10 protein-coding genes are annotated in these 12964 nt (G+C 69.1%); 5 read left to right on the forward strand and 5 right to left on the reverse strand.

What is annotated here, in order from left to right:
• The first annotated feature begins 301 nt into the window (after positions 1 to 301).
• Entirely contained in the window at positions 302 to 1240 is a 939-nt protein-coding gene (locus tag LRA98_RS13120) for a diguanylate cyclase (protein ID WP_201171735.1), read from the forward strand.
• Here LRA98_RS13120 and dinB read toward each other — a convergent pair.
• The 3 genes from dinB to LRA98_RS03215 are packed head-to-tail and all read right to left on the reverse strand — an operon-like array spanning position 1224 to position 3977.
• Entirely contained in the window at positions 1224 to 2294 is a 1071-nt protein-coding gene (gene dinB, locus LRA98_RS03205) for a DNA polymerase IV (protein ID WP_201242911.1), read from the reverse strand. The genes LRA98_RS13120 and dinB overlap by 17 nt on opposite strands.
• 11 nt (positions 2295 to 2305) lie before the next feature.
• Positions 2306 to 2740: a small multi-drug export protein gene (locus tag LRA98_RS03210; RefSeq protein ID WP_201171713.1), complete on the reverse strand. Its 435-nt coding sequence runs from the start codon at positions 2738 to 2740 to the stop codon at positions 2306 to 2308.
• Positions 2741 to 2786: 46 nt separating this feature from the next.
• Positions 2787 to 3977: an HD domain-containing phosphohydrolase gene (locus LRA98_RS03215; RefSeq protein WP_201171707.1), complete on the reverse strand. Its 1191-nt coding sequence runs from the start codon at positions 3975 to 3977 to the stop codon at positions 2787 to 2789.
• Between the two features lie 169 nt (positions 3978 to 4146).
• On the opposite strand from LRA98_RS03215, the gene glgC reads away from it, so the two are divergent.
• From glgC to LRA98_RS03235, 4 genes are all read left to right on the forward strand, one after another.
• A complete protein-coding gene (gene glgC, locus LRA98_RS03220; protein ID WP_201171705.1) occupies positions 4147 to 5418 on the forward strand; it encodes a glucose-1-phosphate adenylyltransferase in 1272 nt (423 codons plus the stop codon).
• Positions 5419 to 5480: 62 nt separating this feature from the next.
• Entirely contained in the window at positions 5481 to 7151 is a 1671-nt protein-coding gene (locus LRA98_RS03225; RefSeq protein WP_201171704.1) for a cation:proton antiporter, read from the forward strand.
• Positions 7148 to 8005 (forward strand): universal stress protein, encoded by an 858-nt coding sequence (locus tag LRA98_RS03230; RefSeq protein ID WP_238632699.1) that lies wholly within the window; start codon positions 7148 to 7150, stop codon positions 8003 to 8005. The genes LRA98_RS03225 and LRA98_RS03230 overlap by 4 nt, the downstream gene beginning before the upstream one ends.
• A gap of 64 nt (positions 8006 to 8069) precedes the next feature.
• Positions 8070 to 10826 (forward strand): cation-transporting P-type ATPase, encoded by a 2757-nt coding sequence (locus LRA98_RS03235; RefSeq protein WP_238632697.1) that lies wholly within the window; start codon positions 8070 to 8072, stop codon positions 10824 to 10826.
• Positions 10827 to 10852: 26 nt separating this feature from the next.
• Here LRA98_RS03235 and LRA98_RS03240 read toward each other — a convergent pair whose 3' ends face one another.
• The gene (locus LRA98_RS03240) at positions 10853 to 11959 is read right to left on the reverse strand and encodes a DegT/DnrJ/EryC1/StrS family aminotransferase (protein ID WP_238632695.1); all 1107 of its coding nucleotides are present in this window, start codon (positions 11957 to 11959) and stop codon (positions 10853 to 10855) included.
• Positions 11960 to 11971: 12 nt separating this feature from the next.
• On the reverse strand, positions 11972 to 12961 hold the full coding sequence (locus tag LRA98_RS03245) for a Gfo/Idh/MocA family protein (RefSeq protein ID WP_238632694.1): 990 nt from the start codon (positions 12959 to 12961) through the stop codon (positions 11972 to 11974).
• Positions 12962 to 12964 lie beyond the last annotated feature (3 nt).

Below are 12964 nucleotides of genomic sequence, written 5' to 3' on the forward strand. Positions count from 1 at the left end.
GCCCCGCTGACGGGATGGACTAGGGTAGTGGGCTTTAATCCTTTTTCATAGTAGGGAAACTGGCGCAACTGTCCAGCGATCTGGACGACTCGCACGCCTTGCATGGTCATCCACTGTATAAGGGGGCTACGATCCCCTCGGAAGCTGGCCGAAGTCAGGGCAGTGCAGTTTCGGGTGCGAAGGCTCCTGCCTGTCGGTTCGGCCCGATACGGGGGGCTGTACTGCCCTGACTTCGGCCAGCTGGGGCAGGGCGGAGCCTGGATCCGCCAGCGGTCTGGAATGGACTTCCGAGGTGGTTTGCGTGCGAGGGATCCCGCTGTGTTCCCTGATTGTCTTCGGTGGGCTGGGTCTTGCCCTGGTTTTCGGTGTCGCCTTCACCGCAGCCGGGACGTATCTCGGCCCAGAGAGCCACGCTGCTGAGCCGGCCCGCACGCATCCCGCTTTGCTCACCGCCCACCCGTCGCTCCCCGGCCTGCTGCGCATGCCGGAGGGCGGGCAAGCACCGGCTGGCACGTCGACCTACCTCGTGGCGCTCATCTCAGCCGGGGCAGGCTTCACCGTGGTGGGCCTGTTCGGCCTGTGGCTGCGCCGGCAACTGGTCGTTCCGCTGCAGGAGGCAGCCCGATCCATCGAGGTTGGGGCGCCGATGCGCCTGCGGGGGATGGCCGGGGCCGTGCGCGAGCTGCGCATGGTCGAGGAGCGCTACAACCGCGCTCGAGAGGCCATGGAGCAGCGCATCGAAGCGCTGGACGAGCAGCTGCATACCGACTGGCTGACCGGGGTGAGCAACCGGCGCGGCCTCGAGGAGGCCTTGCTCGTGGAGTTGGATCGGGCGCGGCGCTCCGGGGCCCCGGTCAGCCTGGTCTTCCTGGATCTCGATGGTTTCAAGGCGCTGAATGATGAGCAGGGCCACGAGTCCGGGGATCGGGCCCTGCAGCAGGTGGCCAGACTGCTGCGCCGGCGCGTACGCGAGGCCGATGCGGTGGCGCGCTGGGGCGGCGACGAGTTCGTGATTCTCTGCCGGGACACCGACTTGGCCGGGGGCGAGGCGTTGGCCCATGCGCTCGCCCGACGCCTGGCGCAGTGGCCGCGGATGCCGGGTGGGTGTCGGGCAAGCATCGGGGTGAGCGCCTGGCAGCCCGGAGAGGGTTTCCGCGAGTTGATTGCCCGTGCCGACGAGGCCATGTACGACGCCAAGCGCCAGGGTGGTGGGCGCGTCTGCGTCAGGTCAGGTCGCTAAAAAGGTCCTGTTCGCGTTGTCTCGGTTGCAGCCCCGAGAGGCTCACGCCGAGCAGCCTGACCGCCCGGGACCCGGCCTCGGTCTCCGCGAGCAGGGCGGGGATCAGGGCCTCGATGTCCGCCGCCCCGGCGACCGGCCCGTGCGGGGAGACCCGCCGCGTGATGGATTCGAAGTCGGCGTAGCGCAGCTTCAGTGTCACCGTCCGGGCCACCACGCCTTGGCTCTCCAGGCGCGTAGCCACCTTAGCGATGAGCGGAGCCAGCCGCTCGCGGATCTCTTCCGGATCCCGGGTGTCATCCCCGAAGGTGCGTTCGGCACCGATGGATTTCCGTGGTCGGCGCCGCCGGACGGGGCGGTGGTCGATGCCGCGGGCGGCGTCGTGCAGGGTGCCGGCGCGGTTGCCGAGGAACACGTGCAGATCGGCCAGCTCCCAGTCGAGCAGGTCGCCGACCCGGGTGATGCCGAGGCGCTCGAGCCGGGCGGCGGTGGCCGGCCCGACGCCGTGAAGCCTTCGGATTGGCTGAGCGGTGACGTACGCCGGTCCCTGTTCGGGTGGGACGACGTAGAGGCCGTCCGGCTTGCCCTCGTCCGAGGCGAGCTTGGCCAGCAGCTTGTTGTAAGACACCCCCGCCGATGCCGTCAGGCCGGTCTCCTCGCGGATGCGCCGGCGGATCGCCTGGGCCATGTGGGTGGCGGATCCGTGGAAGCGCTGCGAGCCGGTGACGTCCAGGTACGCCTCATCCAGCGAGAGCGGCTCGATGGTGGTGGCGAAGTCGGCAAAGATGCCGTGGATCTGCCGCGAGATGGCGCGGTAGTGGTCGAAGCGCGGGCGCAGGAAGATGGCGTCCGGGCACAGGCGGCGGGCCCGGGCAGCCGGCTGCGCCGAGCGAATGCCGAAGGTTCGCGCCTCGTAACTCGCCGCGGCGACCACCCCTCGCCCGTCGGGGGACCCTCCCACCACCACCGGTCGTCCACGCAGGCTCGGGTTGTCGCGTTGCTCCACCGAGGCGTAGAAGGCATCCATGTCGATGTGGATGATCTTGCGCGCGGTCATCGCTATAACGCTCAGTCCGCTCGGGTCAGCCACTCCACGCCGGCGGCGGTCACCACCCCGGTGACCACCGCCCAGATGGCCAGGCTACCGATCATCCACTGCGCCGTCTGCCGCCGCCAGGCGCCCAGGGCCAGGGCCATCACTGCCGCCAGGTGGATGCCGGTGAGCACTGGCCCGAGCAGCGCCAGTCCGGGCAGCCCGTAGCGATCCCAGACTCGAGTGGCGCGGTCGCTCCAGCGCCGGCGCACCGGCCCGCGGCGGCGCTCCCACCAGCGAAACAGGGCGATGATGGCGAAAACCGGCAGCGCGTTGCCGATGAATGCGACTACGGTGAGCGGGGTCACCGAGAGCCCCATGGCTGCGCCCATGGGAATGACGACCATGAGCTCCACCCACGGAGTGGCGGCGAGCAGGAAGACGACCGAGTACTTGAGCAGCAGTTCCATAGAGGGGGCCGGCGCATGAATGAGCGGCCCATTCTAAGCGAATCGTCTAGATAAAGAGTTCCGGGGGCAGGGCCCAGTTTGCGGGATCCTCGGCACGCTCGATGCGGTGAGCGGGGTGGCCGTGGTACAGGTCCAGAGTGGGGGGTGGTTCGATCATGCGCTGCGCCGAGATATCGTAGACCACCCGGACACGCGGCTTGTCTGCGGGGCGGTCCCGGGCCTCCAGGACCACGCCGAGCTTGCCGGACGATAGGCGCACCAGGGTGCCCGGTGGATAGATTCCGACGCAGCGCACGAACCGCTGCACCAGCTTACCGTCCAACCCCTGGCCGGCTTCGTGGGCGACGATGCGGAGTCCTTCGGTCGGTGGGCGGCCGCGGTGGTAGGCGCGGATGGCGGTGACGGCATCGTAGATGTCGACAATGGCGGCCATGCGGGTCTCGATGCTCAGCTGCCGGCCGCTCAGGCCGTAGGGGTACCCGGAGCCGTCGATCCGTTCGTGGTGCTGCTCGGCGATGCGCACGGCCAGCGGAGTGGCCTGGGCCGTCTCGCGCAGTAGCGCCGCGCCGCGCCAGGTGTGGTCCTTGACCTGCTGATACTCCTCCGGCGTCAGCGGACCCGGCTTGGAGATGATGGCATCCGGTAGCAGCGTTTTGCCGATGTCGTGGACGATCCCGGCGGAGCCTAGTGCACGTACATGGGGCTCGGGCATGCGCAGGTAGCGCGCGAACGCCATCAGCAGTACGCCGACGTTGACGCTGTGCTGGTAGGTGTAGTGGTCGCGGGAGCGGATGCGCCCGAAGGCGAGCATGGCATCCGGGTGCTCGTGCAGGGCAGCGGAGAGTTCCTCGCTGATGGTGTCGATGTCCTGCATGCGCAGGGCCCGGCCGGCGCGGGCATCCTGCAGCAGCTCGCGCACCGCCGAGCGCGCCTCCTGCGTCAGTTGCCGTGCCCACTGCCGCCCGTCGCCGGCCTTGGCCCGGGCGGGGCGCCGGTGGCTTGGTTCGGCGGCCTGCTGCGCCGCGCCGGAGGTTTCGGGGCGTCCGCGGTGTGGGTCGACCCGCACCCGGGTCAGCCCCATGGCGCGGATCTTGTCGATGCTCGCCTGCTCGAGCTCGAACTGGTTGTACAGGAACGGGTGCATGGCCCACTGCACGCCCAGGTCGACGAGGTACATGCCGGGGCGCAGGTCCTCGACCGGGACCTCGACCGCGTCCCTGGGTGGTGGTCTTTCCACGACTGCTTCCCTCCGCCCGGTTCCCTGCCGGGGATCGCAACCCTGCATTTGAAACTCCAGCGGTCAGCGTAACCCAAACGCCATTTCCCGCAACCCGGAGAGGGGAGCCGTTGGCATTGCCGCACCGCCCTTATATCCTGATCGGATTCGAGCCCGCCCCGGAGGTCGCATGTTCCTAGAGCGCAACCCGCGATTCGTCAGCCGGCTGACGCGTGAGACCCTCGCGCTGATCATGGCCGGCGGCCGCGGTGGACGGCTCTCCAGCCTCACGGACTGGCGCACCAAGCCGGCGATCCCCTTTGGCGGCAAGTTCCGGCTGATCGACTTCCCGCTCTCGAACTGCATCAATTCGGGGATCCGTCGGGTGGGCATCCTGACGCAGTACAAGGCCCACTCACTGATCCAGCATGTCCAGCGCGGCTGGGGGTTCCTGCGCGGCGAGTTCGGCGAGTTCGTCGAACTCATCCCCGCCCAGCAGCGCATGGACAAGCCGCTGTGGTACTCCGGCACGGCTGATTCGGTCTACCAGAACATCGACATCATCCAGGCTCACGACCCGAGCTACGTGCTGATCCTCGCCGGCGATCACGTCTACAAGATGGACTACGGTGCGATGATCGCCCGCCATGTGGAGTCCGACGCCGACGTCACCGTCGGCTGCGTGCAGGTGAGTCTGGAGCAGGCCCGCGCCTTCGGGGTGATGACCGTCGAGAAGGACGGGCGCGTCACCGCCCTGACCGAGAAGCCGACGCACCCCGAGCCGATGCCGGGCAAGGACGATGTGGCCCTGGTCTCCATGGGTATCTATGTCTTCAACCGCGACTACCTGCTGCAGGTGCTGCGCGAGGACGCCGAGAACTTCGCCAGCTCGCGGGACTTTGGGCGGGACGTCCTGCCCGCGGCCATCCAGCGCGATCACGTCCAGGCCTTCCCGTTCAGCGACCCGGTCAGCGGCAAGCAGGCCTACTGGCGGGATGTGGGCACCGTGGACGCCTTCTACCGCGCCAATCAGGAGCTGATCCAGGAGGAGCCGGAGCTCGATCTCTACGACGACGAGTGGCCGATCTGGACCTACCAGGCGCAGCTGCCGCCGGCGAAATTCATGCATGATCAGAGTGGCAAGCGCGGCATGGCCATCGATTCGATGGTCTCCGGCGGCAACATCATCGCCGGTGCCTCGGTGCGTCGCTCGGTGCTCTTCTCGCGGGTGAAGGTGGGCCCCGGTGCCGAGGTCAAGGAGTCGGTGATCCTGCCCCGGGTGACCGTCGGCGACGGCTGCCGGGTGCGCAATGCGGTCATCGATGAGGGCTGCCGCATCCCGCCGGGGATGGTCATCGGCGAGGACCTGGAGACCGACCGCGAGCGATTCCATGTCACCCCGGGCGGTGTGGTGCTGGTCACCGCCGAGATGCTGGGCCAGGAAGTGGCTCACGTGCGCTGAAACGCCCGCGCTTCGCCGACGCTCGCGTCCCCGCCCATTGCCCCTGATACCAGGAAGCTTGTATGGCTGAGATCCCTGCTGTCGAAGGACTGTTCAACCAATTCGCCATCCTGCTGCTCGTTGCAGCCGTCATTGGCTTTATCGGCACCCGCCTCAAGCAGCCGCTGATCGTATCTTTCATCGCGGTGGGCATCCTGGTGGGCCCGTCTGCGCTTGGCTGGGTGGACGGGCACGAGCCGATGATGGAACTGCTGGCCGAGATCGGTATCGCGCTGCTGCTGTTCATCGTCGGCCTCAAGCTCGATCTGCACCTGATCCGCACCATGGGGCCCGTGGCTCTCGCTACTGGCCTGGGGCAGGTGATCTTCACCTCGGCGGTTGGTTTCCTGATCGCACTGGCGATGGGCATGGAGCCGATCACCGCCCTCTACGTGGCGGTGGCGCTGACCTTCTCGAGTACCATCATTATCGTCAAGCTGCTGTCGGATAAGAAGGAGATCGACGCCCTGCACGGGCGCATCGCCATCGGTTTTCTGATCGTGCAGGACATCTGCGTGGTCCTGGCCATGATCCTGATCACCTCCCTGGCAGCTGGTGAGGGGGACGCCAACGTCGCCGTCGAGGTGGGGCAGGTCCTGCTGACGGGCGTGGCCCTGCTGCTGTTCGTGGGCGTGTTGATGCGCTATGTGCTGCCGCGGCTGCTTAACATGCTGGCGCGCACACCGGAGCTGCTGGTGCTCTTCTCCATCGCCCTGGCTGTGGCGATGGCCACCGGGGGCGATCTGATGGGCTTCAGCAAGGAGGTGGGGGCTTTCCTGGCGGGTATCGCCATCGCATCCACGCCCTATCGCGAGGCGGTGGCCTCGCGGCTGACGGCGCTGCGCGATTTCCTGCTGCTGTTCTTCTTCATCTCCCTGGGCGCGCAGCTGGATATGGGCACCATCGGCGATCAGGTGGTGCCGGCGCTGATCTTCTCGGCCTTCGTGCTCATCGGCAACCCGATCATCGTGCTGATCATCATGGGCTTTATGGGCTACCGCAAGCGCACCGGCTTCCTGGCCGGGCTGACGGTGGCGCAGATCTCGGAGTTCTCCCTGATCCTCGCGGCCCTGGGCATGTCGGTGGGGCACATCGGCCAGGACACCATGGGGCTGGTGACGCTGGTGGGGCTGATCACCATCGGCGCTTCCACCTACATGATCCTCTACTCCAAGCCGCTCTATGAGCGTCTGGCGCCGCTGCTCTCGGTCTTCGAGCGCAGGACCCCGCACGCGGAGATCGCCCTGGACAGTCAGCCGGATCAGCACTACGAGGCCGATGTGGTGATCTTCGGGCTGGGTCGCTACGGGCACCAGCTGGCCAAGAACTTCAAGGCCCGCGGCTGGCGGGTGCTCGGCGTGGACTTCGACCCGACCCTGGTGGGACAGTGGCGGGACGAAGGCCACATGGCCCACTACGGCGATGCCTCGGACCCGGAGTTCCCGCAGACCCTGCCGCTGGGCCGGGCCCGCTGGGTGATCAGCACGGTGCCCGATCGGGACATCGGGGCAACGCTGATCACTGCGCTGCGCGGGGCCGGCTACCGCGGTAAGGTGGCGGTTACGTCCCACTCGCGAATGGATGCTGACTACCTGCGTGGCCACGGGCCCGACCGGGTCCTGCTGCCCTTCGTCGACGCCGCGGAGATGGCCGTGGCCGGGATCACCGGGGGGCAGGGAGGAGGTGAACGATGAGCCTTGAGCGGATCCTGATTGCCAGCGACCTATCGGAACGGGCGGCGCTGGCCGGCGCTCGGTCGGCGCAGTTGGCCGAAGAGGCGGGAGCCGGCGTCGTAGCCGTCTGTGTCGTCGAGGGTAATATCCCGGCCGAGGGCGGCGGTGGCGATCCGCGGGCCACGGTACAACAGGCGGTCGAGGCCGAGTTGCAGCGGGTCACGCCGGGGCACTGGGCATCCGTGCGGGTGCGTTTCGGAGACACGCTTGGTGAGTTGTCTCGGGTGGCCGAGCAGGAGCAGGCTCAGCTGCTCCTGCTCGGCGCCCATGGTCAGCATTTCGCGGCCGACTGGGTGCTGGGGACGACCGCCGAGCAGGTCGTGCGCCACCTGCCGGTGCCCACTCTGGTGGTCCGGCAGTCGGCGGAGCATCCCTACCGGCGCATCCTGGTCGCCACCGATTTTTCCGCCTGTGCCCGCGCCGCCCTGCAGCGCGTAGCGGACTGGTTCCCGGGCGCGGACCTGGAGGTGCTCCATGTGCTCGATACCCGGGCCCTGGAGCAGATGCGTGCGGCCGGGGTGGACGAGCGCTGGGTGGAGCGGCGCTACGAGCAGCTGCGCGCCGATGCCGAGTCCCGTTTGCACGAGGAACTGCTCGCCTGTGGGGTCGATCCGGACGCGGTGACGAGCACGCTGCTCGCCGGGTATCCGGCCCAGGTACTTCTCGATCGCGTCGGCGACGGCGAGCCCGATCTGGTGGTGCTGGGCAATCACGGTCGCGGGCGCTGGGGCAATCTGCTGCTCGGCAGCGTGGCCGGCCGCGTGCTGCACCAGATCAACACGGACCTGCTGCTGGTCCGTGGCGGGGACGGCTGAGGGCGCTCTGGGCCTGCCGCTGCGGTACTGACCCGCCGCCCTTTCCCGACTGTGCGGAGGTTGCATGGTGGAGGACGACAGCGACGCGGCCGCCGGGGCCGCGCAGGAGCCGGCTGGACGCTGGCATGCCAAGGAGGCCGAGCAGGTCGCCGAGCACTTCGGCTCGGGGCCGCAGGGCCTGGCGGTCGATGAGGCCCAGGCGCGGCTGTCGCGCCACGGCCCCAACCGGCTGCAGCCGCCCGAGCGGGCCGGCCTGGTGGTGCGCTTCCTGCGCCACTTCCACAACATCCTGATCTACATCTTGATCGCCGCTGCGCTGGGCACTGCGCTGCTCGGCCACTGGGTCGATACCGGGGTGATCCTGGCGGTGGTGCTGATCAACACCCTCATCGGCTTCCTCCAGGAGGGCAAGGCAGAGCGCGCCCTGGATGCCATCCGCCAGATGCTCTCGCCCCAGGCGGTGGTCCTCCGCGGTGGCGAGCGCCAGGAGGTCGACGCCGCCGAGATCGTCCCCGGCGACGTCGTCTTCCTCCAGGCCGGCGATAAGGTGCCCGCCGACCTGCGGCTGTTCAACGCCAAGAACCTGCGCATCGACGAGGCTGTGCTCACCGGCGAGTCGGTGCCGGTGGAGAAGGGCACCGAGGCGGTGGATGCCGGGGCGGATCTCGGCGATCGAGGGGGGATGGCCTACTCCGGCACCCTGGTGACCTTCGGTCGGGGGCTCGGCGTGGTGGTGGCCACCGGGGCGGAAACCGAGGTCGGGCGCATCTCGCAGATGCTCGGCGAGGTGCACAGCCTGCAGACGCCGCTGATCCGCCAGACCGAGCAGTTCGGCCGCTGGCTGGCGGCGATCATCGTGGTGGTGGCGGCCTTCACCTTCGCCTTCGGCTACTGGGTGCGCGACTACCCGCTCGATGAGATGTTCCTGGCCGCGGCCAGCCTGGCGGTCTCCACCATCCCCGAGGGCCTGCCGGCGATCCTGACCATCGCCCTGGCCATCGGCGTGCAGAAGATGGCCCGGCGCAACGCCATCATCCGGCGCCTGCCGGCGGTGGAGACCCTCGGCTCGGTCTCGACCATCTGCTCGGATAAGACCGGCACGCTCACCCGCAACGAGATGACCGTCGCCACGCTGGTCAGTGGCGAGCGGCAGCTGCGGGTCGATGGCGTCGGCTACGCCCCCCACGGCGGGTTCTGCGAGGGGCACGAGGAGGTCTACCCGGACCGCGACCCGGTCTTCCACCAGGCGCTGCTCTGCGCCCTGCTCTGCAACGACGCGGAGCACTTCGAGCGCGATGGCGAGTGGCGTCTGCGCGGCGACCCCACCGAGGGGTCGCTGGTGGTGGCCGCACGCAAGGCCGGCTACGACCCGGCGGCCGAGGCGGAGCAGCGCCCGCGCGTGGACGTCATCCCCTTTGAGTCGGACCACAAGTACATGGCCACCCTGCACGCCGATCATCACGGCTGGCAGGGGATCTATCTCAAGGGCAGTCCGGAGCGGCTGCTCGAGCTCTGCAGTCACGAGCAGACCGCCGCCGGGGCGCAGCCGCTGGAGCGGGCCCGGTGGGAGTCGGCCATGGACGAGGTGGCCGCCCGCGGTGAGCGCCTGCTGGCCCTGGCCGTGCGGGAGGTCGAGCCCCATCAGCAGGAGCTGACCTACGAGCAGGTGCAGGCGGGGGGATTCACCCTGCTGGCGCTGGTCGGGATCATCGACCCGCCCCGTGAGGAGGCCATCGAGGCGGTCGCCCGGGCCCAGGGGGCGGGGATCCGGGTGAAGATGATCACCGGGGACCATCTGGTCACCGCGCGGGCCATCGGCCGGCAGCTGGGGATCGGGCAGGGGGCGGCGGTCTCCGGCCAGGAGATCGACGGCATGGACGACGCGACGCTGCAGGAGACGGTGCATCGCGTCGATGTCTTTGGCCGCACCACGCCGGAGCACAAGCTGCGCTTGGTCCAGGCCCTGCAGGCCGAAGGTGGCATCTGTGCCATGACCGGCGACGGGGTCAACGATGCGCCGGCGCTCAAGCGCGCCGACGTCGGCGTGGCCATGGGCAACAAGGGCACCGAGGCGGCCAAGGAGGCCTCGGAGATGGTCCTGGCCGACGACAACTTCGCCTCCATCACCCACGCGGTGGAGGAGGGGCGTGCCGTCTACGACAACATCCGCAAGGCGATCCTGCACATGCTGCCCACCAACGCCGGGCAGTCGCTGACCATCATGATGGCAATCCTGATGGGGCTGGCCCTGCCGCTGACCCCGGTGCAGGTGCTCTGGGTGAACATGGTCACCTCGGTGACGCTGGCCATGGCGCTTGCCTTCGAGCCCGCCGAGCCGGGGGTGATGGGGCGCCCGCCGCGGGATCCGAAGGCGCCGCTGCTCTCCGGCTTCATGCTCTGGCGCATCCCGTTTGTGGCGCTGCTGCTGTGGCTGGGGACCTTCGGCCATTTCGTGTGGATGGAGGAGGTGGTCGGCGCCAGCGATGAGCTGGCCCGGACCGTGGCCATCAACACCCTGGTCGCCGGCCAGGCCTTCTACCTGCTCAACCTGCGTCTGATCTACGACCCGATCTGGCGGGGCTGGGCGCTGTTCCGCTCGCAGGCGATGTGGATCGCCATCGGCGTGCTCATCCTCCTCCAGCTCGCCTTCACCTACGCGCCGGTCATGCACGCGCTCTTCGGTACCACGCCGATCGGGCCCCAGGACTGGGCGCGCATCCTGCTCTTCGGGCTGGCGGTGTTCGTGATCGTGGAGCTGGAGAAGGCCGTCGTCCGCCGGCTGCCTGCGCGGCAGCCGGCGTCGGAGGCGACGACGGGGTAGGTGTGGGGGCGCGAGCGGTGCCCGGCTCAGGCCTGCTGGAGGGCCTGGCGCACCGCCTCGGTCACCTGAAGGGCGCGCTCCTCGCCCATGTACGGCCACATGGGCAGGCTCAGCACCTCGTGGCAGGCCTGCTCGGCCACCGGGCAGTGGGCCTCCAGGTGCTGGTAGACTGGCTGCTGGTGGACCGGGACCGAGTAGTAGACCATGCAGCCGATGCCGGCCGCCTGGAGGGCGTCGCGCACGGCGTCGCGGCGGCCGTCGGCGATGCGCACGGTGTACTGGTGGAAGATGTGATCGCCGTGAGGCGCCGTATGCGGGGTGGTCAGACCCGGCAGGCCGGCCAGCTCGCGGTCGTAGAGCGCGGCGATCTCCTTGCGCTGGGCGTTCCAGCCGTCCACGTGGGGCAGCTTGACCTGCAGCAGGGCCGCCTGCATGGCGTCGAGCCGCGAGTTGTAGCCGATCTGGGTGTGGTGATCGCGGCGCTCCTGGCCGTGCAGGCGCAGCAGCCGGCACTGGGCGGCGAGCTCGTCGTCATCGGTGGTGATCATGCCGCCGTCGCCGAAACCGCCCAGGTTCTTGGTCGGATAGAACGAGTGGGCCCCCAGATCGCCCAGCGTGCCCAACCGGGCCTCGCCCTGGCGGGCCCCGAAGGCCTGGGCCACGTCCTCGATCACCCGCAGGCCGCGCCGGCGCGCCAGCTCGTTGACGGCGGCCATATCCGGCCCCTGGCCGAAGATGTGCACCGGCAGCAGCGCCTTGGTGCGCTCGGTGCAGGCCGCCTCCAGGGTCTCGGCGGTGACGTTGAAGGTGTCCGGGTCGATGTCGGCAAACCGCGGCGTGGCGCCGGCCAGGCTGATGACCTCGGCCGAGGCGTAGAAGGTGAAGGGCGAGGTCACCACCTCGTCGCCCGGCTCGACCCCGGCGGCGACCAGGGCGATCAGCAGGGCATCCGTACCGCTGTTGACGCCGATCGCGTGCCGGCAGCCCAAGTGCTCGGCCACCGCCTGCTCGAAACGCTCCACCGTGGGACCGAGGACGTAGGCCCCGGAGGCCAGCAGATCCGTGGCGGCCTGTTCGAGTTCGCCGCGCAGGGCGTCGTATTGCGGCTTCGGGTTGTAGATGGGGATCTGCACGCTTTCCAGCTCCTATGCGTTCTCTGCGTTTCTCAGGCGCCCCGTGGCCTCGGCCAGCAGGTCGACGATGCCGGCGGCAAAGCGACCGTCCGACTGACACGTCTGCCCGTGGCGCAGGCAGTCGAGGAAGTGCTCCAGCTCCAGGCGCAGGGGTTGGCCGTGGCCCTGATGGATCGTCTCGGCGCCCTCGTCGATGTTGTCCAGGTTGCCGTCGATGCCCTTGCGGTGGTGGGTGACCACCTGGTTGATCTCGTCGTAGACCACCATCCCCTCGCTGCCGACGATGACCAGGTTGCGCCGTTTCTCCGGCCACAGCCAGGAGCAGTGCAGGTGGCTGTGCAGGCCGTCGTCGTAGTTCAGGTGGAGGTAGACGTCGTCCTCGATGCCCGGCTGCAGGATGCACTGGCCGTGGACCTGCATGCCGCGGGGCGTTCGCCCGGGCAGCAGGAGGCGCTGCACGGCCACATCGTGGGTGCCCAGGCACCACAGGGCGTTCTCGTAGTCGCGCGCCCGCCCCAGGCCCAGACGCTCCTGATGGATGCTGTGCACCTGCCCGATGCGCCCGGCGGCCAGGTCGTCGCGCAGCCACTGGATGGCCGGCTGGAAGAGCAGCAGGTGGCCGACCATGAGCAGCCGGCCGCGCTGCTCGGCCCGTTCCACCAGGTGCCAGGCCTGGGTCGGGTCCGGGGTGAGGGGCTTCTCGACGAAGACGTCCTTATCGGCTTCCAGGGCCTGGCGGACCACCTCGTAGTGGGTCGCCACCGGGGTGGCGATGGCGACGGCGTCGAGCTGCGGGTCGGCCAGCGCCGCGGCGGTATCCGTGTAGGTGGGGACGTCGGGGCAGATCGTCTGGACCTGGCGCAGGTTTTCGGCGTTGACCTCGACGACCGCGTGGAGGGCGCCGAGCTCATGGAGGTTGCGGACCAGGTTGCGGCCCCAGCCGCCGGCGCCGATGACGGCAACCCGGGGTGTGGCGGCCTGGGCGGCTTCGGTCGTGGCCATGGG

This window comes from Halorhodospira sp. M38, from assembly GCF_022227985.1.
GTDB classification, from domain to species: domain Bacteria; phylum Pseudomonadota; class Gammaproteobacteria; order Nitrococcales; family Halorhodospiraceae; genus Halorhodospira; species Halorhodospira halophila_A.